This window comes from Marinobacter orientalis (genome assembly GCF_004792665.1).
In the GTDB taxonomy this organism is placed as follows: Bacteria; Pseudomonadota; Gammaproteobacteria; order Pseudomonadales; family Oleiphilaceae; genus Marinobacter; species Marinobacter orientalis.
This window is the reverse complement of record NZ_SRZX01000001.1, coordinates 1,518,966-1,540,682: the sequence shown is the minus strand read 5'-3', so window position 1 is coordinate 1,540,682 and position 21,717 is coordinate 1,518,966. Positions and strand designations below refer to the sequence as shown.

Below are 21,717 nucleotides of genomic sequence, written 5' to 3'. Positions count from 1 at the left end.
GACCTTGCAATGAAAAATAACGTATTGGTGGCAACTTGCCTCACACTCATATTCGGTTTTGCGACACTTGCCGGCTGCTCTTCCGGCCCTGAAGTTAAAAGTGTCAAGAAAGCATCGGGCGTCAGTGAAGCACCAGCGCATCTGTTGGTGCTGGCCATCAGTTCCAGCGAGGAAAACCGCGCTGTGATGGAATCAGCTCTGGTTTCACAGCTGCGGAACTCAGACTTTAAGGCTACCGGATACGGACCCTCCCCTGCCCTTCAGTGGCAGGATCCACAGCAACTCAGACAACAGGTAGAAGAGAGGTTACAGATCGAGGATGCTGACGGTGTATTGACGGTGTCCCTGGTTCGCAAGAACAGACAGGTCGAACACATTCCCCACCATGTGGTTTTCAATCCGGTCACGGTAAGCTATGGGCCACTGGCTTCAGCCACTTACATGGAAGCCATACCCGTACCCGACTCTTACAAGGAAACGACCGCGTACATTCTCCGCACCACTCTGTTCGACGCGGCTTCCGGAGACAGCATCTGGCAGATGTTCTCAAGCACGGTCGACCCCAAGTCCCTTGGAACAGCTGCGAAAGCGTATGCTCGAGTCGTCGCTCGGGAAATCAATAATTCCTTTGACGGTAGCAGGCACTGAATCTGCCAAAAGATCCAATTTAAAGAAAACCGGGACAGATTTAGTTTCCGGAAACAGTTTCCGTGGTAGACCTTTTCTTCGTTCATGACACATCTCTCCTCATTGGTTTGGTCACACGGCCCCTATTCATTGAAGCTCACCGGCCTTTGCTGCCGGGTGTTCACCTGCAGTGAGAATAAGTCTGGCCGGGCGTAATGGCCGACGATATCCAGGCTACACCTTGCCGCGTTCACTTCGCTGACATCAATGTCCGCAAGCAGCAGGCCGGTTTCCTTTCGCAGGGGGCCGGCTACGATTTTCCCGGCGGGTGAAATGACTGTCGAATCGCCGGAGTTGATCCATTCTTCCCTGTCCGGATACAGGCGGTCGGCCTCCGGGAAGTCCGCAGGCAGATCGCTCGTGCGCAGTACATTACCCGCGCCGAGAACCCAGCACCCGCCTTCCCTGGCAATGTGCTGGAGGGTATGAATCCAGCGGTCTCCGCTGTCATAGGTGGGGGCGATGTAGATATCGATGCCCTGGGTTCGGAGATACTCGGGGAGCGATGGACACCGCTGGTGGTAGGGGAGCTACTGTGTGGCAGCACCCATTTCAACGAGATCCGGCGGGGATTGCCGCGGATGTCGGCCACGCTTCTGGCCCAGCGCCTGAAAAAGCTTGAGGAAGTGGGCGTGCTTCAGCGCGTGCAGGAGGGCAGCCACCAGGAGTATCTCCTTACACCGGCAGGTGAGGAGCTGCGCCTGATCATCCTGTCCATAGGTCACTGGGGGGCGAGATGGATTGGCAGCCGGTTGCAGGCAAACCAGCTCGATGCCGGCTTCCTGATGTGGGATATCCGCCGCTTCGCGAGGATTGACGAATTCCCTTCTGACCGCCGCGTGGTCATCCACTTTTTCCTGAATGATGCCCGGCACCGGGAACGGCATTGGTGGCTGGTGGTTGCCAACGGAGAGATCGACCTGTGCCGTGAAGACCCGGGCCACGAACTGACCCTGGAGGTAGAGGCCAGCGTTGCCAGCCTGACCGAAATCTGGAGCGGCGACAGTGACCCGGAGGCCGAGCAACAGGCGCGCCGGCTGCTTGTCCGGGGCAGCCCGCAGGATTCCCGGGACCCTCGGGCAGTGGCTGGGGCGGAGCGTGTTTGCCGCCAGCAAACGTGTCAACGCACGCTCTTTATGAAGCAACGACTCAGCAACAGCGCCAGCCATTTACCTGTGCTATCTTGCTGGTTGAGGCTGCCCGGGAGTACGTAAGCGGTAGGACAGCCGGCAATGCAACGACACGGAGGGAGTCTCTATGCGTATCGCAAAAGAAGATATACCCGTTCGGATTGATGTACCCGGCGCAAAAGCAAGACAGCAAACCGAGTTTGGTGATGTGACGGGTTACGGAAAGATGGGAGCCGAGTACTTCTCCTTCGGTGCCGGCACCGATATCACCGAGCTTTTGCACGGGCTTGAGAATGACAGTTGTCAAAGCCCCCACTGGGGCTACGTTGTCGACGGAGAAATCACTGCCCTGTACTCGAACGGCAGTGAAGAAACATCGCGCAGCGGTGACCTGTTCTACTGGCCTCCCGGCCACAGCGTAAGGGCAGAAAAAGACACCGATATCGTGATGTTCAGCCCGCAACACGAGCACGGCATGGTCATTGACCACATACGCCATCAGGTCAGCGGCTGAACCGCTGCCCGGAAACCGGAGCCGTGTTTTCCTGTAAGGAAGGGAGCCAACGCCCCCTTTCTTACAGGTTCTCGCTTACACGCCCTCACTGAGCCACGGGGCAGGCGGCCAAGCGTCCGCGTCAGTGGATTTCAACATGGCACGAATGCGGTCGATGTGGACCTGGGAGTCGTTAGCCCGCTGGGAGATCGATGAAGACGATTGTTTGCTTTCAGTTTTGCTCATGGTGACGAGCAGATTCTGGCGCTCTTCAAGCATTCTCAAGGCAACCCAGAGCGTTTCCTCAATCTTTTCGGTTTGCTGGGTAAGCAACGCCGAGGAGGTAAACGCATGGCCGGTATGGCAGCGGTACCTGAGAAGTTCTCCTTCCGCCATTTTCCATAATACCCCGCCACAGTCCGGGCAGTTGTACGGCACCTGATCGCCGAGCGCTTCGACAGACGGCAGATCGCTCAGAACCCGCCGTGCGATCTTTGCCTCAATGACTATGTCTTCCGGAACCGGCCCGCTCTCCGGTAGCTCTCTCTTCATAAGAGTGGATAGCAACGCCCCCATTCCGGCTATCGGCAAACAATAGTCGGCACCGACATTCGATATTACCGATTGCGGCATGTCCGGATAAGACGCATCCTCAGGATCCTGTGCGATGCAGACACCTCCGCATCGTTTGATGGCCATCATGCCACTGGTACCGTCATCCAGATAGCCTGTGAGGACGATCCCTATTACCCGGTTACCGTAAGCCACTGCTGCGGAGCGAAACAAGGGATCAATAGCCGGCCGTGACCGGTTTTCCCTGGCACCTTTGGTAATAAGGATCTTTCCTTTTACCAGCAGCATGTGCTGATCCGAAGGCGCCAGATAAATGTGACCGCTTTTGAACGTTTGTTCATTGTAAGCATGCACACAGGTAAGTGGGCCGCTCTCATTCAAAACTCTGACGAGCGCTTCCCCGGTGGTGTGTGCGCCCATGTGATTGACAATAAAAACCGGGGCGGGAAAATTCTCGGGAAATTGTGCTACCAGTTCCTTTAACGCCGCCATGCCGCCAGCGGACGACCCAATAACGACGGGCATTGGATTACTGATCTGGTTCATTACCACCTCCATCCGTGAAACAGGGCCGACATGTCGGACTTGACATCGCAGCATCAAAATGGAAACCACGGATTAATATACTGCTTATACTTAATATAGTTCGGGGTCTGCGCAATCACAAAAGGGGCGCCCGAATCAGCGCTTGTCAGCGGCCCGCCGCCATGCTTCACTTCCGTGTAGCGCGCACGCGTTTCAACCGGAGACAACTTTATGTCCAATCCTGTTACCGTTACCTCAATAACGTCACCCGGTGCCGGGAGGCTCTGGCTGTTGCTGCTCAGTGTCGCGCTTCTGGGAGGGTGCTCCTCACTGTACTACAACACCATGGAAAAATTCGGGTATGAAAAGCGCGATATCCTGGTAGACCGGGTGGAAGACGCGCGGGACAGCCAGAATGACGCTCAGGAGACCTTCCGCTCGTCTCTGGAGCGTTTCCAGAGCGTGGTGGATACGCCGGATACCGAGCTCAAGGGTCAGTATGCCGAGATGAGCGATGCCTACGAAGACAGCAAATCGAGCGCGGAAAAAGTTCGTGAGCGCATCGACAAGGTGGAAGATGTTGCAGAAGACCTGTTCGATGAATGGGAGGACGAGCTTGATAAATATGAGAGCGCTTCTCTGCGGCGTAGCAGCGAACAGCAGCTTGATGAAACCCGCACCCAGTACAACCAGCTGATCAGCCGTATGCACGAAGCCGAAGATCGCATGGACCCGGTCTTGCAGGCATTTCAGGATCAGGTGCTGTACCTCAAGCATAACCTGAATGCCCAGGCGATCGGTTCGCTGGAGAATGAACTGGTGGGTATCCGCCAGGACGTGGACGAACTGATTCGCAATATGGAACAGTCAGTCGCCGAGTCCGAGGCCTTTATCCGGCGCTTCCGCGAAGGCGGGTAACTCCCCGTTTTTTCAGACGGCTGAAGGCAGGTTGCCTCCTAGCATGTTTTCAACCACTGCCGCATTGTAGAAGGCTTCAACCGTCTGTATTTTATCGTTCCGGACACGAAACCAGACCGCAAGCCGCACATCGCCGATCATTTCAAAGTTGGTGCGGTAATCCAGGATCGCGAACACGTGCTCCCCGTCGGCACTGAGCTGACGGACGATCAGGTCTTTCTGGATGGCTGCCATACCGAACTGGTAGGACAGCATGTCATCCGGACAAAGAAAGCGCATATTCGGCCCCACATACTCAAATCCCTCAGCAGCCAGCAAGGACTTTGCCTCGTCAAAACGCTGGGCGTGGATATCAGCGATGTATTGCGCCACGATGTCTTTCGGCTGCATGAACAGACTCCATTTCCAGAACGGGGATGAACCGGGTGAGACCAACATGTTGTAACACAACTCGCTTCGAAGCCAGGAAAATGCAACGATCCCTGCTAATGTGAGTACAAACTCCGAGGATTCTCTCATGACAGAAATACCCCAAAAACAGTCCGGCACCAGCAGCTACTCCTGGAAACTGTCTGCTGTTGCGGCAGTGGCCTCGGTCATTGGTGCAGTGATCACTTTTGGAGAGGTGTCACTGATCATTACCGGACTGATTCTTCTGACCGCCGTCGGCTGGGGATTCACGGCCAGAGACAACAAGCGAGGGGCGGAGCAGGAACAGAACCGGTAAGGTAACTGAGACTATGGGACAGACATCCGAAAAATTCAGCAGCAACCTGCCGACAATTCCTTCGCTGGACCCTGGCCGGGTCTCGCTGATTGAGCAGGAGGGGTTGACGGTCAGACAACGATGGCCGGCGGCGTGGGATTTCGGTGCAAAGATGACATCCGCATGCAGAACTGAGCCGTTATGAAAAGCTGGATTTTTCTCGGCATCGCCATTGTTGCAGAAGTGGTCGCAACCTCCGGCGTGGTGGTGATCAACGTGTTCTCCCGGGCAACTGTCTCCTAATTCCGATAACACAACGAAATCTCGACAAAACTGCTCTCTTCCCGGTACCCCTTTAAATCGCGCGCCGCAGGTAACGCCGGTAACGGGGGCGCCAGAAATTGCGATCAATGGTCTGGCGGATGGTGTCATCATCGGAGCGCAAGGCGACGACACCATCTTCCTGCGCCTGCCTGGCGACATCGAAAGCGATGTTGCGACTGATCTCCTGGATATTTGCCAGATCCGGCAACAGCCGCTCGCCGGTCTGTTGGACGATGGGTGCCTGGTTCGCCAGGGCGTTGGCCGCGGCCATCAGCATGGTGTCGGTCACCCGGGAGGCGCCGGCAGCAAGAACTCCAAGGCCAATGCCCGGGAAGATATAGGCGTTGTTGCATTGGGCGATGGGGTAGGTCTTGTCACCCAGCTCCACCGGCTTGAATGGGCTGCCTGAGGCTACCAGGGCTTCACCATTCGTCCAGCTCAATATGTCGGCGGGCGTCGCCTCGACCCGCGATGTGGGATTCGACAGCGGCATCACCACCGGTTGGGCACAGCCCGCGTGCATTGCTTTGATCACTTCCTCCGTAAAGAGACCACGTTGGCCGGATACGCCAATCAGCACCGTTGGTTTTGCCTGTTTCACCACGTCAATCAGTTCCCGGCCCGGCCAGTCCCTGATCCGGGCCGGATCCTGGGCAAGCGCTGACTGGAAATCCTGCAGTCCGTCGATGTCGGTGGTCAACAGCCCGGCACGGTCAACCATGTACACGCGCTGGCGCGCCTCGCTCTCTGGCAAGCCTTCGTCGGTCATCGCAACGATAATCTGTTCGGCGATGCCACAACCGGCGGATCCTGCGCCCAGAAAAGCGACCGTCTGTTCACTGACCTTCTCATTCTTTGTTTTACACGCGGCCAGCAAAGTGGCGAGACAAACCGAGGCGGTGCCCTGGATGTCGTCGTTGAAGCAGCAGGCCTGGTCGCGATACTGGTTCAGCAGGCGCATGGCGTTGTTCTGCGCGAAGTCCTCGAACTGCACCAGAACATCGGGCCACCGGCGCTTCACAGCCGCCAGGAATTCGGCCACGAAATCGTCGTATTCTTCCTGGCCAATGCGCTTGTGGCGCCACCCCATATACATCGGGTCATCAAGCAGGGCCTGATTGTTGGTGCCGACATCGAGCATGATGGGCAGAGTGTTGGCCGGGCTGATACCACCGCAGGCGGTGTACAGCGACAATTTTCCGATGGGTATCCCCATGCCGCCAATGCCCTGGTCGCCCAACCCCAGAATACGCTCGCCGTCGGTGACCACGATGACTTTGACTTTTTCCTTGGTGGCGCTGCGCAGGAGATAGTCCATGTGCTCCCTGTCAGGCCAGGACACGAACAGACCGCGGTGGTTGCGGTAGATGTTGGAGAACTCCTCGCACGCCTCGCCCACGGTGGGGGTGTAGATAATCGGAAGCATTTCTTCCAGATGATCTTCCAGCAGGTAGTAGAAGAGAGTCTCGTTGTCGTCCTGAATCGCGCGCAATGTGATGTGCCTGTCAAGATCAGTCTGGCATAACCGGTATTGCTTATAGGCCCGTTCCGCCTGCTCTTCGATGGTTTCCACATTATGTGGCAGCAGACCGATCAGATTAAAATCCAGGCGCTCCCGCTGGGTAAAGGCACTGCCCTTGTTCAACAGCGGCATCTCCAGCAGAGTCGGACCGGCGTAAGGTATGTACAGGGGACGTTTTTCCCTATTGCTCATAATCACCTCATAAATCAGGCGGGCTGCGAACGCACCGGACTCAGGGCTGTTTCGTTAATTGCCGGAATCCGTTTATAGAGAGGGTAGCTGATACCGCCCTCCTTCGCCTGCCAGGCACTATCGATTACCAATCATCTGAACAAAGATTGAAAACAGGTTCATTTCTTAATACGCTATTGCCAGCGACAGTCCGGATCCAGCGAAGCAGACATCAGTATCCAACTAAAACAAAATTTCAGCCTTCTCCCTGACCAGTATCATCAGTGAGCGGCATTCGTGGAGGTAGCCATGTGGACCATTAATGACGTACTCGATAGCAACACCCGCAAGTTCAGTGACAAAGAAGCCTTTGTCCAGGATGACCGACGTCTTTCCTGGGGTCAGTTGGGGGAAAACGTCAGGCAACGCGCGGCATGGCTGCAGCAGCAAGGCGTTGGCAAAGGCGACAAGATCGCAATTCATGGCAGGAACTCAACCACATGGATTGAGGCTTTCTTTGCGGTGCTGAAATGTGGCGGCGTAGCCGTTCCCGTAAACCATAAACTCGCGGCAGCGGAAGTCGAGTACATTCTTGCAGACAGCGATTCCTCCCTCTGGCTCGTTGACTCATCGCTGTTTGAGGAGCTCGGGCTCGACCCGAAGGACACCGGCATCCGGACCTTTGCTCTTGATACCGATAAAGAAGTTACGGGGCTGGACCCGATGGGGTTCGGGACGGAGACAGACTTCCGTTCTGTTGATGTTTCAGCGGATGACCTGGCGGAACTGCTTTACACGTCGGGCACTACCGGCCGCCCGAAAGGATGCATGCACTCACATGAAACAGCTCTGCTTGCAGGCATAGGGCCCGGTATGGTCTGGGGTACCGGAATGAACGACCGCATCCTCATGGCCATGCCAATCTGGCACAGCGCTCCCCTGAACAACCAGCTGCTGGGCGCTTTGTACGTGGGTGCAACCGTCGTTCTGATGCGGGAATACGAACCAGTAAAGTTCCTGGAGACGGTCCAGAACGAACGCTGCACAATCTTCTTCGGCGCCCCGATCGCTTATGTTATGCCGGTACAGGTTGTCGAGGATTTCGAGGCCTTTGACCTGAGTAGTGTGCATGCATGGCTCTACGGCGGCGGCCCGATTGATGCCGACACCGCAAAACTGCTGAGCGCGAAGTACAAAAGTGAACGCTTCTATCAGATTTACGGGATGACAGAAACCGGCCCGACCGGTACCGCGCTTTATCCCCACGAGCAGCAAACCAAAGCGGGTTCTATCGGTAAAATTGCTGTCAATGGCTGTGACATGCGCCTGGTGAATGAAAACCGGGAGGATGCCAGACCCGGTGAAGTGGGAGAAATCTGGCTGCGGGCACAGTCCATGATGCTGGGCTACTACAAGCTCCCGGAGGCCTCACAGAAAGCATTCGAGGACGGCTGGTACCGCACCGGTGATCTCGCCCGCATTGACGGAGACGGCTACCTGTTTATCGTGGACCGGGCCAAAGACATGATTGTCACCGGCGGTGAAAACGTTTATTCCAAGGAAGTCGAGGATGTTCTCATCAACTGCCCCGGTGTCAACGAAGTTGCGGTAATCGGCCTTCCGCACAAGGACTGGGGCGAAACCGTTGTGGCAGTCATTGTCACAGACAGGAGCAGCCCTATCGATGAAGAGGCGATTACAAGCTATTGCAAGGATAAGCTTGCTCGCTACAAGATCCCGCGATCCATCCAGGTCGTCGACAGCATTCCTCGCACACCTACCGGAAAGGTTATGAAATTCAAAGTCAGAGAAACCTTTGGGTAAAATCCAGAAATCGGGACAGATTTATTTTCCGCACCGGCTGAGGGGGTCAGGCTATAATAGAAAGGGAATATTGATGACAGGAGGTCACCACCATGAAACGCATAGCCATCTGCTTTGACGGCACCTGGAACCGGCCGGAAGCAAACATTGGCGAAGACTTTCCAACCAACGTACTGCAGTTCGCCCGCGCCATTCGCCCAACGGATGGCAACGGCGTCGAACAGGTGGTGTTCTACGACTGGGGCATCGGCTCCTATCACGACGAGTTACTCGCCGGCGCTACCGGGCATGGCCTCGAAAAGAACGTGATGGACGGCTACCGGTTCCTGGTTCACAACTACGAACCTGGCGACGAGATCTTCCTGTTCGGCTTCAGCCGGGGTGCCTATACCGCCCGCAGCCTGTGCGGCATGATCAACAACTGCAGTATTCTGCGAAAGGAAAACGCCAACCGGATCCAGAACGCCTTCAAACTCTACAAAACCAAAAAACACAAAGCCAACAGCGACCACGCCATGGCGTGGAAACGATGGTATTCCGTGGAAGAACGCACCCCCATCAGGTTCGTGGGCGTGTGGGACACCGTCGGCGCGCTGGGGCTGCCGTTTACCTTTTTTGGTCTGATCAAAGACCAGGATCTGTTTTACGACCGCGAGATCGGCAGCAACATTGAAATTGCGCGGCACGCCCTGTCTCTGGACGAACACCGGGAGGATTTCGAACCGACCATCTGGAAGCCCAGTTCCGGGACAGACATCGAGCAGGTCTGGTTCGCCGGGGTGCATTCCGATATCGGCGGCGGCTATGGCCCGGACAAACAGGGCCGCATTCTGGCCGATATCCCCCTGCTGTGGATGGCGGAAGAAGCGCGGAAGCAGAAACTGGTGTTTAACAGTATTCTGCCAACGACTACCCACACCACCGCCGAGCAGCACAATGAGTACAAGGGCAAATACAGGTTACTGGGCAAACGGGTGCGGGAAATACCCCCACTGGACGAGATCAGAACCTGGGTACACGGGAGTGTACGAGCGCGGTACAACAGCGGCTACCAGAGTGAGCCGATCGAGCGCTTTGCGGAGCGCAATGGCGAGTGGCCGCCCATCTGGCCAGCATAAGTCAGAGTCGCTTCGTTCCCGATCATGAAATTAGCTCTTTCGAGTAATACAAGGCTCAGCTGCAATATCCAATACTTGGAATGTGACGCTCATCCCAGCCTCACACAAGGACCCAGAGCCGTTTCTGGCCCGGGGCAAGACTCAACAATAGTCTGGATAGGGAGCAGCGGAGATGACTACAAAATCCTTAACCTTACTTTTCATGCTTGCAGTAATCACCGGTTGTGCGAGCACCGACTCACAGCGCTACGCAGCTCTCAGTTCTGACCTCGCCGATGAGCCGGAACCGATCCTGTTCCTGGTCTCGGGTGAGCAAAAGGCAGCTGCCGTCTACTCAGTTACTGAACTGGTGGATGATGCCCGCTCGATCGAGCTCTTCAACGTCTACGCCGTTGCCGGTAACGAACCGGACAAAGACCCTCTGATCTGCGGGAAAATAAAATCAGGCGATCCTCGGGGTGGCCCACCCAGGACCCAGCCATTTGCGTTGTCGGGGAAGCGCGTCATGCTTCTGGATGAGGCAACAAACTGGGGATTCGTGCGGACCGGTCGCGAGCTAACACACTCGCACCGCCAGAGACCTTTCGTAGGCTCCTGGTGGGCTCAGTGTCGTCCGCGAACCTTCTCAGTTCTGGTGGAACAATATGAGCAGAACCAGCGGACCATGAAAGCAGGGAGGTGACTCATATAGATGGAGTCCACGAAGATCGAGCAACGCACCACTTTTGAGGCGCTCGCCCCCTATTTCAAACAGATAAGGGAATGGGCTGCCTTCACCATCCTGGTTCCACTGTCCGTCATGCTGGTCATGTGGAACCAGGTTGACCGTGCTGTGTTGTTGAGCTGGTTAGTACTGATGCTCGCAGGCACCGGCGCACGCTACCTGGTTGCTTCTGGTTATCGTAGAAATGACGTCTCTTTTGAAAACGCCCATCTCTGGCACCTCAGGCTTCTGATTGTGCAGGCATACATGGGTTTTCTCTGGGCTATCGCCGTTTTTCTGATGCACGACCTTGAATCGCCGCCGCACCGCGTCTTCGCCATTACTCTGGCCCTTATTCTCGGAATCGGCTCGATCTCCGCAGGCGCACACTGGCTGCCACTCTATTACAGTTACGGTTTACCCATTAAAAGCGCTTTGGCCGCAAAGTTTGTGCTACTTGGTGATGTCGCCTGGTTTGCGCCGGCAATAATGGTTGTCTTTGCCATCCTGGCCTCATACGGCCTTGCCCGGAAGCTCAATTCGATTGTGCGTTGGGAAATAAGATTACGTCTTGAAACCGCTGACCTGGCGGATCAGCTCAAAGAACAATCTCGCGAGCTCCAGAATGCCATTCGCACAAAATCACGGACACTGGCAACGGCCAGCCACGACTTTCGGCAGCCTCTTCACGCACTGTCGCTTTTTGTCGATGCCCTGAAGGGCGCCGACAGCCGCCGGGAAGAAAAATTCATTTTCAGCCGAATTGATGCCTCACTTGATGCCATGCGCAGAATGTTCGATGCCCTGTTCGACCTGTCTCGACTGGATGCCAACATCGTCCAGCCAGAGCCGGAGGACTTCGATATAGAAACCTTCCTCATTCAGTTGAAAGAGGAGTTCCAGGACAAGGCCGGGCAACGGCACGTGTCGCTAAGGCTCCACACACAACCCGCAGTCGTGCGAACGGATCAGGTACTACTGGAGCGAGTGTTGCGCAACCTGATAACCAACGCCATTCGCTATACCGATCGCGGTGGTATCCTCCTCAGTTCCCGCCCCAGGCAAGACTCGGTGCTGGTCCAGGTATGGGATACCGGTATCGGTATTCCTCAGGAAGCACACGAACGGATCTTCATTGAGTTTCAACAGGCTCACGAATCACCCCATGAAGATGAAAGAGATAAGGGGTTGGGCTTTGGTCTTGCAATTGTTCACAAGCTCTGCAGCTTAATGGGTCTGCCACTGGATCTTCGATCCGTGGATGGCAGGGGATCGGTTTTCAGTCTTTCCATCCCGACTGGTGATCCCGCTCGCATGAAACAGTCTTCCGGAAAAGCAATTGAGCCTGAGTGGCAGGATTCGGGCCACCACATTCTGGTCATCGACAACGACGAGAATGTCCTCCATGCCATGGACACCCTGTTAAACAAGTGGGGCTTCCGGGTCACCCCCGTCACATCCCCGACGGAGGCGTTAAAGCTCCTGCCAGACCAGCCAGATCTGGTGCTTTCGGATCTCAGCCTTGATGGACCGCATAATGGCATCGAGGCGATACAGATGATCAGAGAGCGTTATGGGCCAGAGTTACCGGCCATCATTATTACCGGTACAACCAATCCCCGGCAGTTACAGGAAGTCGAAAACAGTGGACTCAGGATGATTCAAAAGCCTGTCAGACCATCCTTGCTCAGAAGCTTTATCCAGAGGCAATTGGCAAGTCCCACAGGTGTGGACTAATCAAGCAAGCCCAGGCTCCGGGCCTTGTGAACGCATTCAGTCCGATTGCTGGCATTGAGAGCCTTGATGATACAGGCAATGTGGACCTTGACCGTATGCTCCGCAAGAAACAGCGCGGAGGCGATCTGCTTGTTGGAGTATCCCTTGGCCACCAGCTCGAGGACGTCGCTCTGCCGCCGGGTCAGGGTGCCGTCCTCCGGATGTCGACGGGCATGGAAACCACGTAGCCGTTCGCGGATCTTTACGGGAATATATATCTCGCCTGAAAGGACCTGATGCAATGCATCAAGCATCTCTATCGCGCTCTGTTCTTTAGGGATGTACCCCAAAGCGCCCAGCGCGAGGGCGTTGTCGATTCGGGCTATATCTTCCTCTGCGGACACAACCACAACAGGCGTGACTGAACCCGTCTCCCACAGTCTCTGGAGAATTGCCAGACCATCCATGCCGGGCATGGCCAGGTCGATCAGGACCAGGTCAAAGTCGTCTTTCTCAAGCCGGAGGATAGCATCTTCAGCCCGGGTGCAATCTTCAATGGTGTTTGCGCCGCCAAGATGATTCAGGAGATGGCGCATGCCATCAATAAAAAGCTTATGGTCGTCCACAATAAGCAGTTTCATTGGCGCGTCCGGAATTTGGTTGATTGTTCCACCAGACAGCCCACAAATTTTAGAGGGTTTCCCGGGAAACGACAAATGCCGGATTCTGATTTTTCGGTCCGGCTCATCGATATGGAAGACTAACCTGCAGAGCACCACAATGAGCACGAGAGGGTAACCGGGCAGTCCGGAATCCTGGCTGCTATCATTCCTTAAACCAAAATATCGCTTTACCAATAGCTCCGGGGCCATGAGTGATGGGCGACAGGCAAAGACTTGATAACCATTTCCCACAGATTGTCTGGCGCATTAACCCACCCTTCCTGATGTTTGTCGGGCGCGTGTGTCCCCTGACCGTGGCCTATCTGGTCGGATCCGCCCTCGGACCCGGGGGAACATCGTCCCCAGAGAAGTTACAGATTGGCTAGGAGCATTCGCGAGAATGCGCGCCACCGAATCCCTGGACCCGTCCCTGTGGCGGCTAAGGTGCCAGCTTGCGCTTCAGCGCCTTGTTGACCGACAGCGGCAGGTTCGGCAATGCGCGTAGCATCCACGGCAGTATTCTGCGTTTCACGCCGCTCAGCGACTCTGGCGTCATCACTTCGATCAGGTGTGGCCCCGGCATGCTCAGGGCGTATTCCAGGGCTTTATTCATATCTTCAGCGGTATCGACTCTCACCCCATGCACCCCCATTCCCTGCGCCATCTCGGCGAAGTTAAGCACCGGCCCGCGCAGATCCAGTTGTGATTTGGCCTTGGTGCCGGCCCGTTCTGCCCCTACCCGCTCCAGTTCGATGTTCAGCACCGAGTAGGACGCGTTGTTGAAAATGAAGGTAGTGACATTCAGCTGTTCCCGGGCCATGGTCCAGAGGGCCTGGATGGTGTACATGGCCGTGCCGTCGCCGATCAGCGCCAGTACCGGACGGTCAGGGCAGGCGACGGCTGCACCGACGGCATTGGGCAGGCCCTGCCCGATAGCGCCACCGGTGAGGGTGATGAGATCGTGTCTCGGTGCTCCTTCGGTCATCACTGAAAGCATAAGGCTGGAGGTAATGCCTTCGTCCACGATAATGGCGTTGTCGGGCATCAGGTGGCCCACTGCCTTGCAGACTTTTTCCGCGGTAAGCTTTCCTCTTGGCCGGCCCGGTCTTCTGGCGGTTTGCAGCCCGGGTTCGGCCTGGCTGGCGCCCAGGGCCTTGATGAGCTTGTCGAGGCTTGCGGTGATGTCCTGGTCCGGCGCTGCCAGGGTGTGAACCTTGCAGGTATCGGGCACCAGGTAGCTTTGCTTGCCCGGATAGGCAAAAAAAGAAACCGGAGCCTTGGCATCGACCAGGATGAGATGTTCGATATCCGTCAGCTGTACCGTTGCCAGTTCGGCCAGGTACGCCAGGCGCTCTACCGGAGGCAGGCCGGCGCCTCGTTCCATGCGGGTCGGGAACGTCTCCGCCATCAGCACGACTCCGCTGTGTGCGGCAAGCTTTGCCGCCGCCAGCAGGCTGGGTTCCCGCAACGAATGCCCGCCCATCAGCAGGGCGGTTTTCCCGCCGGAGCGGATGGCCGAGGCGATTGCCTCTACCGTGGCATCGTCCGCCGGTTCCGGCCGGGGCGGGGCCAGAGGCGCGCCGGGCACTCCGCCTTCACCCCAGGAAACATCCGCCGGCAGGATCAGGGTGGCGACCTGGCCAGGCGCCCTGCGTGCTGCAGCAATGGCGTCGGCGGCATCCTCGCAAAGTGTTTCCGTGCTCTTCGCGGTGCGCACAAAACCCGGTGATACGTTGCGGGCCACCGTCTCGATATCGGACTGCAGCTGGGCGTCGTATTTCACATGATAGGTGGCGTGATCGCCCACGATGTTCACTACCGGGACCTTGCCCTTGCGGGCGTTGTGCAGGTTGGCCAGCCCGTTGCCCAGGCCGCAGCCCAGGTGCAGCAGCGTGGCGGCGGGCTTGTCGGCCATGCGGGCATAGCCGTCCGCCGCACCGGTGGCGACGCCTTCGAACAGGGCAAGTACAGCACGCATTTTCGGTTCATCGTCCAGCGCCGCCACAAAATGCATTTCACTGGTGCCGGGGTTGCTGAAGCAGACTTCTACGCCGGCATCCACCAGTGTTTTCATCAGAGCTTGTGCGCCGTTTGTCATTGTTGTTCTCCAGTCTTTCGGAATTCGGGGTTATAGGGTCGGTCCAGTTGTTCTGTGCCAATATCGACGATACGGGTAACGCCGGTCAGCGTCATGGCCAGCCGCAACTCCTGCTGCCAGCTTGCCAGCAATCTGGTCAGCCCGGCTTCACCGCCGCCGGCCAGTGCCCAGGCCCAGGGGCGGCCGACCATTACGCCCCGGGCGCCCAGGGCCAGGGCACGAAATACATCCACCCCGCTGCGGACGCCGCCATCGGCAAAAATTTCTGTCTGCGCGCCCACAGCAGCGACGATTTCCGGAAGTTTGTCAACACCAGAGGCAACGCCGTCCAGTTGGCGGCCGCCGTGATTGGACACCACGATTCCGTCTGCCCCCAGCTGAACAGCCTGGCGGGCGTCTTCCACATCCAGGATGCCTTTCAGCAGTAACTTGCCCTGCCAGTGCTGGCGTATCCATTCGATGTCCGCCCAGGTGACGGTGGGATCGAACTGGGCATCAATCCAGTCCTTGAAGGCATCGAGATTGCCGGCATCCGGCACCACATCACTGAGGTTACCAAAGCTGAGAGGGCCGCCGCGCACCGCAACGCTCCAGAGCCAAGCCGGGCGCGACAGCAGTTGCTGGATTTTCAACAGCCTGGCTCGCGGACCGGGGCTGGACAGGCCATTACGAAAGTCGCGATGGCGCATGCCGGGCTGGGGCAGGTCAACGGTAAACACCAGTGTGCGGCAGCCGGCCGCCCAGGCCTTCTCCAGCAGTGCTTCTATGCGGGAGCGGTCACGAATCATATAGAGCTGGAACCAGGCGGCCTCTGTGGCGGCGGCCTGCACTTCCTCCACCGGGCAGATACCCACTGTGGACAGGGTAAAGGGAATGCCTGCGGCATTGGCGGCGCGTACCGCCTGAACTTCGCCGCGCCTGGCCATCATCCCTGCCAGCCCGAGAGGTGCCAGTACCACCGGCATGGCGCAGTGCTGCCCGACAAGGGTGGTGGCTGTATCCACCTCGTCGACATTGACCATAACCCGCTGGCGAAGCTTTATGTTTGCCCAGTCGGCTTCGTTGGCACGGAGGGTCTGCTCGTCGGTCGCGCCGCCGTCCAGGTAATCAAACAGGAATCCGGGCAAGCGGGCGCGGGCCTTTTCACGGTAGTCACCAGCGGTGGCCGGGTAGCCAAACTTCGGGTTCATGGGCATCAGCCTCCTGCAACAATGGATCGCACCGCCGCCCGCGCAGTCATGATGCAGCCGGGCAGAAAGGTGCCTTCAAGCGAACGTTTACCATTGGCGCCACCACCGCCAAAACCGGCCGCTTCCCCGACGCAGTACAGGCCCTCCACGGGAGCGCCAGCAGCATTGAGTACCCGGCTTTGCAGATCGGTCTGCAGACCACCCAGGCTTTTACGGGTGATCAGTTGCATGCGAATGGCGATATAGGGCCCGGCGCCGGGCTCTTGCAGGGGTGCCGGCTTGCAGGTGCGCAGGCGGTCCGGCTTCCATTCCCTGGCGTGCTGGATCAGACGGATCTGGGGGTCGTTATGCAGCCGGGTGCCGGCGCTGAAATTGGCATCGAAGGCATCCGCGGTGGCCTGGAGTGTGCCGGGATCAATGTCATGGGAACAGGTCAGCGCGTTCATTCTGCCTGCCAGGTCACTCAGGCTGTCCGCCACCAGGAAATCGCGGCTTTCGCGTTGCATCTGGCTCACCAGTGCGTGGTTGCCCAGCAACAGCTCTTTCACGAACAGGGGGAATTGCTTGTCCCGTATCCGGGCGTTGTGTTCGGCGCCGGAGATTGCAAACTCTTTGGCGGCAATGCGCCAGTTCAGCAGGTGCCAGGTCCAGGGTTTCTCCTGTTCCGCAACGCGCTGACACAGCCAGTGGGTGTCGAACCCGGTCACCAGGGGCTCGGGGCCGATGCGCTCACCCCGGTGGTTCAGCCACAGGGCGGATTTGCAGGGAATGGTCGACAGACCATGACCGGGAAAGTGCGGGTACGGGTGCGGAAACCCGGCCGCGTAATTCCACATCTCACCGGCGTGGGTTATCCGGCCATCAAGCGTGTCCGCAACCCAGTGGTGCATGCTGCCGTCCGCATTGGGATGTGCGCCATTGAGCATGCTGGCAGGTTGCGGGCGGTCAGCCGGCCAGTTGGCGCGGCATTCGGTGTGGCTGCCGTTGATGCCACCGGTGGCCAGCACCACTGCAGATGCCGCCAGCCGGACTTCCCCGCCGCTCGCTTCGTTAATCGCCACGGCACCGCAGACCTTGCCGCCCTCATGGTCCAGCGCAGTTATACGATGCTGGTGCAACACGGTGACCTTTCCGGCACTGTTTTCACGATGCAGTGCCGCGAGCAGACAACGGACCAGCTCGCGAGCAGTGCCCCAGACCACATGGTAGCGGGGCAGACGGTTACCATCCCCGAGGCGGCCACGTTCTACCCAGTTGACGGCCGGCAGAAATCTGATGCCTTCATTGCTCAGCCAGTCATAAACTTCGGAACGGGAATGTTCGACGTAATAGCGTGCCCATCGCAACGGCCATTCATCATCCTTGGCCAGCTCACCAAAACTCAGCCAGTCACCGAGGGCGATCTCCGGCGAATCCGCAATCTTCATGCGCTCCTGCAGGGGCGTGCCTACCAGCATCATGCCACCAAAGGCCCAGAGTGCGAGCCCGCCCATGCGTTCGGAGGTATCACGATCCGCCAGGGTGACACTCTTTCCGGCCCGCAGGGCTTCAAGTGCCATGACAATACCTGCCAGCCCGCCACCAACCACCAGAACATCTGAAGTAATCACCTTGGCCATACTGCACATCCGGGTTGATAAAACTCTGTTGTCAGACTCCAAGATATACCGCTACCATGACTTAAAAATTGACTTCAGAGGCCATAAAAATTGACATTAGAGGCCACGGTTTCTCTCGGCTGGGTGAATACCGTCATTGCTGCGGCGCAACGACTCTCGGTGGATGCAGATACCCTGCTGGCCACGGCCGGGATTCCTGCTGCTGCGCGGGAGCTCGAGCGCTGGCCCATTGATGACATTACGCGGCTCTGGCATGCGGCGGAGCGCTGCACAGGCGACCCCGGCTTCGGGCTGAAAGTGGGGGCCGGGTTCTCCCCGATGAGTATCAGTGGCGTGGGGTTTGCGCTGCAGTCTGCGGCCACCCTGCGAGAGGCGGTGATGATGGTACAAAGGTTCCAGCGCCTGATCTCCGATGGCGGGCGCTTCCAGGTGCTTGCTGGCGAGTCAGCCACATGGCTCGTCTATCATCCCCGCCAGGGAGAACTGGCATTCAGCCCCCACCAGATTGAAGCGGTGCTGGCAGCGGTCATCGGTTTCGCCAGCTGGGTGACAGGAGCACGGATGCAACCCGCGCGGGCGCAGTTCAGCCAACCCAGGCTGGGGCCACTGCAGGGCTACCAGGCAGCATTCCGGTGCCCGGTGGAATTCGAGCAGGCCTTCAGCGGCGTGCTGGTGGACAACACCGTGCTGGATCAACCCCTGCCCCAGGCAGACCCCCAACTGGCGCAGGTACACAAACGCTACACCAGAGCCCGTCTGGCCGCCCTGTCCACCAACAGTGCGTCTGCTCCGGAGATACGGCGATGGCTGGCTGCCAGGCTGGGCCCGGCCCTGCCGCGCCGTGCTGCTGCGGCGGCGGCATTGGGGATCAGCGAACGCACGCTGGCGCGTCGTCTCAGGGAACAGGGGCAGACGTTCGACAAACTGCTGGATGAGGTGCGCCGGGAGCGGGCGCTTCAGGCCGTGACCGACACCACTGCGTCCCTGCCCGAGATTGCCGAATCACTGGGCTTTGCGGAGGTCAGCACCTTCTATCGTGCCTTCAGGCGCTGGACAGGTGCGCCGCCGGTGCGATGGCGCAAGCAGCAAAGCTGAAACTGTTTCCCGGACGGTGTTTTGGCTTGTTACCTCCCCGCTTTCCCCCGACAATGCGTTGTTGAATTTATAAGTCATGAGACTGAAGCATGCTCGAGACTCTGGCGTTGACGCCTGAAAGTTTTTCGTTGCCGGACTCCATGTGGAGGCTGCTGATCAGCACCGGATTACTGGTGCTGGCCATCATCATCCTGCGGACCCTGACCGCCCGTTTTATCCGACGAAACGTGACGTCATCGGAGTTGCGGGGGCGATTGCTGGTAAACTTTCGCAACGGCTTCCTGCTGTTGGGAATCCTGGGAATGGCGTTGATCTGGGGTGACCAGATCCGCTCCCTGGCATTATCCATCGTCGCTATCGCCGTCGCCTTTGTGGTCGCCACCAAGGAGTTGATCCTCTGTGTTTCCGGTGCAATCCTGAAGAGCGGCGCCGGCTCTTTCAATCTGGGAGATCGCATACAGGTGAAGGATTTCCGCGGTGATGTCATCGACCAGACCCTGCTGGCGACCACCATCCTCGAGGTTGGCCCGGGGAAAACGGGTCACCAGCGCACCGGTCGGATGATCGTGGTACCCAATGCCCTGTTCGTCTCTGAACCGGTCATCAATGAGAGCTTTACCGACCACTGGGACTTCCACGTTTTCACCGTGCCCTTTAAACGGGAGGACGACTGGCAGGCCGCCCGGAATGCCCTGCTGGAAGCCGCCAATCGCCATTGCGAGCCCTATCTTGAGTCAGTCCGCAAACATATGGACAAGGTGGGCGTTTTGCGCGGCCTGGAAGTGCCTTCGGTAGACCCGCGGGTGACCATCCAGGCCCCGGAGGCCAGCGAAATCCACCTGACTGTCCGGCTGCCCGCCAAATCCGGACAGCGCAGTTACATCGAGCAGGCGATTCTGTCGGAGGTCTTTGCCAGCACCGATTTCTCCAGCAAAAATCCCCGCTCCTCTGATGATCAACCTCAGCCGGATCAAACACCATGAGCAGCCCCAAACCCAGCACCATTCGTGTCGGCCATCGCTACCGCGCCAATCGTCTGGACGGCCCCTACGATGCCATTGTTATCGGCTCCGGCATCGGCGGGCTGACCACGGCGGCCTGCATGAGCAAACTGGGCAGGAAAGTGGTGGTGTTCGAGCAGCATTACACCGCCGGCGGCTTCACCCACAGTTACGATCGCAACGGCTACGAATGGGATGTGGGTGTGCACTACATCGGCGATGTGGGCGCTGACCACACCCTGACCAAACGCCTTTTCGACCACATCACTGACGGCCAGTTGAAGTGGGCGCCCATGGACAGCCATTTTGACCGTATCTTCATCGGCGAGCGCCATGTGGATCTGGTAGCCGGGCCTGACAATTTCAAAGCCGAACTGAAAAAGGCCTTCCCCGGCGAGGAACAGGCCATCGACACCTATCTGGATTACCTCAAACAGGTAGCCAGGGCCATGCCGGGGCTGGTTATCGGCAAAGTCCTGCCCGACCTGGCCGCCGGCCCGCTGCGTAAACTGGTAAACCGCACTGCGCCATCGTTTCTGAACCGCCCTACCCGTGAAGTACTGGAAGGCCTGACCAGTAACCAGGAACTGATTGCCGTGCTCACCGGACAATGGGGCGATAACGGCCTGCCGCCAGCCGAATCCAGCTTTATCATCCATGCCCTGATTGCGCGCCACTATCTCTACGGTGGCTATTACCCCATCGGCGGGGCTTCGGAAATGGCCCGGACCATCATCCCGGTCATCCAGCAGAGCGGTGGCGAGGTGTTTACCTACGCCGACGTGAGCGAAATCCTGATCGAGAAAGGCAAAGCCGTCGGCGTGCGCATGGCCGACGGTGAAGAAGTGCGCGCCCCGCTGGTAATCAGCAATGCCGGCGTGTTCAACACCTTCGAAAAACTGCTACCGGAAACCGCGCCGCAGCGGGACTTTTACCAGCAGAAGCTGAAAACCGTGGAACGCTCCATGGCCAGCAACTGCCTGTACATCGGCCTGCAGGATACCGCCGAGAACCTTGAATTACCCAGAACCAACTACTGGATCTATCCGGGCGCGGATTACGAAAAGCAGCTCAGCGACTTCATGGCTGCCCCCGATGAGACCGACATTCCACTGACCTACATCTCCTTCCCCTCCGCCAAGGATCCGAGTTTTACCGAGCGCTATCCCGGCCGCGCCACCATCGAGATTGTCGCCCCCGGGCCCTATGAGTGGTACCGGGACTGGGCCGATAAAACCTGGGGCAAGCGCGGCGAGGAATACGAGGCAAAGAAAGAAGCTTATGCCCAGCGGCTGCTGGCCAAGCTGTACGAGAAGTTCCCGCACCTGGAAGGCAAGGTGGATTACTACGAGCTGTCCACGCCCCTGTCCACCGACTACTTCTGCCGCTACAGCAAGGGCGAGATCTACGGCCTGAACCACACCCCGAGCCGCTTCGAGCAGGACTGGCTGAAGCCCAAAACACGCATCCCCGGCCTCTACCTGACCGGCCAGGATGTCATGACCTGCGGCGTGGCCGGGGCCATGATCGGCGGGTTACTTGCCACCATAGCAGTCAGTGGATTCAAGGGGCTGCCGTTGGCAAAAAGAATGTTTGTAGGATAACGGATCGAACGTAAAATTCGTCCGTATTTTAAAGCAAC

At 57.9% G+C, this 21,717-nt stretch carries 20 protein-coding genes; 12 read left to right on the top strand and 8 right to left on the bottom strand.

The features are described from left to right. Window positions 1-9 precede the first annotated feature (9 nt). Entirely contained in the window at window positions 10-648 is a 639-nt protein-coding gene (locus DIT72_RS07125) for a hypothetical protein (protein WP_135954460.1), read from the top strand. Between the two features lie 122 nt (window positions 649-770). Here the strand turns inward: DIT72_RS07125 and DIT72_RS07120 are convergent, their stop codons facing one another. Continuing rightward, entirely contained in the window at window positions 771-1,151 is a 381-nt protein-coding gene (locus tag DIT72_RS07120) for a nitrilase-related carbon-nitrogen hydrolase (protein WP_265937495.1), read from the bottom strand. On the opposite strand from DIT72_RS07120, the gene DIT72_RS07115 reads away from it, so the two are divergent. Next, on the top strand, window positions 1,113-1,901 hold the full coding sequence (locus DIT72_RS07115; RefSeq protein WP_206081053.1) for a winged helix-turn-helix transcriptional regulator: 789 nt from the start codon (window positions 1,113-1,115) through the stop codon (window positions 1,899-1,901). The two genes, DIT72_RS07120 and DIT72_RS07115, sit on opposite strands and share 39 nt — an antisense overlap. A 43-nt stretch (window positions 1,902-1,944) precedes the next feature. Then, window positions 1,945-2,331: a cupin domain-containing protein gene (locus DIT72_RS07110; protein WP_135954459.1), complete on the top strand. Its 387-nt coding sequence runs from the start codon at window positions 1,945-1,947 to the stop codon at window positions 2,329-2,331. Window positions 2,332-2,406: 75 nt separating this feature from the next. On the opposite strand, the gene DIT72_RS07105 is transcribed toward DIT72_RS07110, so the two are convergent. After that, window positions 2,407-3,429 (bottom strand): chemotaxis protein CheB, encoded by a 1,023-nt coding sequence (locus tag DIT72_RS07105; protein ID WP_135954458.1) that lies wholly within the window; start codon window positions 3,427-3,429, stop codon window positions 2,407-2,409. Between the two features lie 210 nt (window positions 3,430-3,639). Here DIT72_RS07105 and DIT72_RS07100 point away from each other — a divergent pair, with 210 nt between their 5' ends. Next, a complete protein-coding gene (locus tag DIT72_RS07100; RefSeq protein ID WP_135954457.1) occupies window positions 3,640-4,326 on the top strand; it encodes a DUF2959 domain-containing protein in 687 nt (228 codons plus the stop codon). A 12-nt stretch (window positions 4,327-4,338) separates the two neighbouring features. On the opposite strand, the gene DIT72_RS07095 is transcribed toward DIT72_RS07100, so the two are convergent. Continuing rightward, window positions 4,339-4,716: a nuclear transport factor 2-like protein gene (locus DIT72_RS07095; RefSeq protein WP_135954456.1), complete on the bottom strand. Its 378-nt coding sequence runs from the start codon at window positions 4,714-4,716 to the stop codon at window positions 4,339-4,341. Window positions 4,717-4,843: 127 nt separating this feature from the next. Between DIT72_RS07095 and DIT72_RS07090 the strand changes: the two genes are divergently transcribed. Beyond that, window positions 4,844-5,053 (top strand): hypothetical protein, encoded by a 210-nt coding sequence (locus DIT72_RS07090; RefSeq protein WP_135954455.1) that lies wholly within the window; start codon window positions 4,844-4,846, stop codon window positions 5,051-5,053. 334 nt (window positions 5,054-5,387) lie between these two features. Here the strand turns inward: DIT72_RS07090 and DIT72_RS07085 are convergent, their stop codons facing one another. Then, window positions 5,388-7,070, bottom strand: a complete 1,683-nt coding sequence (locus DIT72_RS07085; RefSeq protein ID WP_135954454.1) for an NAD-dependent malic enzyme — start codon at window positions 7,068-7,070, stop codon at window positions 5,388-5,390. A 288-nt stretch (window positions 7,071-7,358) separates the two neighbouring features. Here DIT72_RS07085 and DIT72_RS07080 point away from each other — a divergent pair, with 288 nt between their 5' ends. The 4 genes from DIT72_RS07080 (at window position 7,359) to DIT72_RS07065 (ending at window position 12,431) form a co-directional block, all read left to right on the top strand. Further along, complete coding sequence (locus DIT72_RS07080; protein WP_135954453.1) at window positions 7,359-8,873, top strand: class I adenylate-forming enzyme family protein; 1,515 nt, start codon at window positions 7,359-7,361, stop codon at window positions 8,871-8,873. A gap of 92 nt (window positions 8,874-8,965) precedes the next feature. Continuing rightward, the gene (locus DIT72_RS07075; RefSeq protein WP_135954452.1) at window positions 8,966-9,991 is read left to right on the top strand and encodes a DUF2235 domain-containing protein; all 1,026 of its coding nucleotides are present in this window, start codon (window positions 8,966-8,968) and stop codon (window positions 9,989-9,991) included. Window positions 9,992-10,163: 172 nt separating this feature from the next. Continuing rightward, window positions 10,164-10,673: a hypothetical protein gene (locus tag DIT72_RS07070; protein ID WP_135954451.1), complete on the top strand. Its 510-nt coding sequence runs from the start codon at window positions 10,164-10,166 to the stop codon at window positions 10,671-10,673. A 9-nt stretch (window positions 10,674-10,682) separates the two neighbouring features. After that, on the top strand, window positions 10,683-12,431 hold the full coding sequence (locus DIT72_RS07065; RefSeq protein ID WP_135954450.1) for an ATP-binding response regulator: 1,749 nt from the start codon (window positions 10,683-10,685) through the stop codon (window positions 12,429-12,431). Here the strand turns inward: DIT72_RS07065 and DIT72_RS07060 are convergent. From DIT72_RS07060 to DIT72_RS07045, 4 genes are all read right to left on the bottom strand, one after another. Then, on the bottom strand, window positions 12,428-13,051 hold the full coding sequence (locus tag DIT72_RS07060) for a response regulator (protein ID WP_135954449.1): 624 nt from the start codon (window positions 13,049-13,051) through the stop codon (window positions 12,428-12,430). The genes DIT72_RS07065 and DIT72_RS07060 overlap by 4 nt on opposite strands. Before the next feature lie 460 nt (window positions 13,052-13,511). Beyond that, a complete protein-coding gene (locus DIT72_RS07055; protein WP_135954448.1) occupies window positions 13,512-15,170 on the bottom strand; it encodes an acetolactate synthase large subunit in 1,659 nt (552 codons plus the stop codon). Continuing rightward, window positions 15,167-16,360, bottom strand: coding sequence for an L-lactate dehydrogenase (locus DIT72_RS07050; RefSeq protein WP_407657956.1), 1,194 nt, complete (start codon window positions 16,358-16,360; stop codon window positions 15,167-15,169). The genes DIT72_RS07055 and DIT72_RS07050 overlap by 4 nt, the downstream gene beginning before the upstream one ends. 5 nt (window positions 16,361-16,365) lie before the next feature. Further along, window positions 16,366-17,979, bottom strand: a complete 1,614-nt coding sequence (locus DIT72_RS07045) for an FAD-dependent oxidoreductase (RefSeq protein WP_135954446.1) — start codon at window positions 17,977-17,979, stop codon at window positions 16,366-16,368. 90 nt (window positions 17,980-18,069) lie between these two features. Here DIT72_RS07045 and DIT72_RS07040 point away from each other — a divergent pair, with 90 nt between their 5' ends. From DIT72_RS07040 to DIT72_RS07030, 3 genes are all read left to right on the top strand, one after another. Next, window positions 18,070-19,074 carry an AraC family transcriptional regulator gene (locus DIT72_RS07040; protein WP_135954445.1) on the top strand — a complete coding sequence of 335 codons (1,005 nt, stop codon included), beginning with the start codon at window positions 18,070-18,072 and terminating at the stop codon, window positions 19,072-19,074. Window positions 19,075-19,163: 89 nt separating this feature from the next. After that, window positions 19,164-20,057 carry a mechanosensitive ion channel family protein gene (locus DIT72_RS07035; RefSeq protein ID WP_168355031.1) on the top strand — a complete coding sequence of 298 codons (894 nt, stop codon included), beginning with the start codon at window positions 19,164-19,166 and terminating at the stop codon, window positions 20,055-20,057. Continuing rightward, window positions 20,054-21,679, top strand: coding sequence for a phytoene desaturase family protein (locus DIT72_RS07030; RefSeq protein ID WP_135954444.1), 1,626 nt, complete (start codon window positions 20,054-20,056; stop codon window positions 21,677-21,679). The genes DIT72_RS07035 and DIT72_RS07030 overlap by 4 nt, the downstream gene beginning before the upstream one ends. The last annotated feature ends 38 nt before the right edge of the window (window positions 21,680-21,717 follow it).

Excerpts from the sequence above, each read along its gene's own strand:
- DIT72_RS07125 (WP_135954460.1), top strand. The coding sequence starts at position 10 with ATGAAAAATAACGTATTGGTGGCAACTTGCCTCACACTCATATTCGGT.
- DIT72_RS07115 (WP_206081053.1), top strand. The coding sequence starts at position 1,113 with ATGAATCCAGCGGTCTCCGCTGTCATAGGTGGGGGCGATGTAGATATC.
- DIT72_RS07110 (WP_135954459.1), top strand. The coding sequence starts at position 1,945 with ATGCGTATCGCAAAAGAAGATATACCCGTTCGGATTGATGTACCCGGC.
- DIT72_RS07105 (WP_135954458.1), bottom strand. The coding sequence starts at position 3,429 with ATGAACCAGATCAGTAATCCAATGCCCGTCGTTATTGGGTCGTCCGCT.
- DIT72_RS07100 (WP_135954457.1), top strand. The coding sequence starts at position 3,640 with ATGTCCAATCCTGTTACCGTTACCTCAATAACGTCACCCGGTGCCGGG.
- DIT72_RS07095 (WP_135954456.1), bottom strand. The coding sequence starts at position 4,716 with ATGCAGCCGAAAGACATCGTGGCGCAATACATCGCTGATATCCACGCC.
- DIT72_RS07090 (WP_135954455.1), top strand. The coding sequence starts at position 4,844 with ATGACAGAAATACCCCAAAAACAGTCCGGCACCAGCAGCTACTCCTGG.
- DIT72_RS07085 (WP_135954454.1), bottom strand. The coding sequence starts at position 7,070 with ATGAGCAATAGGGAAAAACGTCCCCTGTACATACCTTACGCCGGTCCG.
- DIT72_RS07080 (WP_135954453.1), top strand. The coding sequence starts at position 7,359 with ATGTGGACCATTAATGACGTACTCGATAGCAACACCCGCAAGTTCAGT.
- DIT72_RS07075 (WP_135954452.1), top strand. The coding sequence starts at position 8,966 with ATGAAACGCATAGCCATCTGCTTTGACGGCACCTGGAACCGGCCGGAA.
- DIT72_RS07070 (WP_135954451.1), top strand. The coding sequence starts at position 10,164 with ATGACTACAAAATCCTTAACCTTACTTTTCATGCTTGCAGTAATCACC.
- DIT72_RS07065 (WP_135954450.1), top strand. The coding sequence starts at position 10,683 with ATGGAGTCCACGAAGATCGAGCAACGCACCACTTTTGAGGCGCTCGCC.
- DIT72_RS07060 (WP_135954449.1), bottom strand. The coding sequence starts at position 13,051 with ATGAAACTGCTTATTGTGGACGACCATAAGCTTTTTATTGATGGCATG.
- DIT72_RS07055 (WP_135954448.1), bottom strand. The coding sequence starts at position 15,170 with ATGACAAACGGCGCACAAGCTCTGATGAAAACACTGGTGGATGCCGGC.
- DIT72_RS07050 (WP_407657956.1), bottom strand. The coding sequence starts at position 16,360 with ATGAACCCGAAGTTTGGCTACCCGGCCACCGCTGGTGACTACCGTGAA.
- DIT72_RS07045 (WP_135954446.1), bottom strand. The coding sequence starts at position 17,979 with ATGGCCAAGGTGATTACTTCAGATGTTCTGGTGGTTGGTGGCGGGCTG.
- DIT72_RS07035 (WP_168355031.1), top strand. The coding sequence starts at position 19,164 with ATGCTCGAGACTCTGGCGTTGACGCCTGAAAGTTTTTCGTTGCCGGAC.
- DIT72_RS07030 (WP_135954444.1), top strand. The coding sequence starts at position 20,054 with ATGAGCAGCCCCAAACCCAGCACCATTCGTGTCGGCCATCGCTACCGC.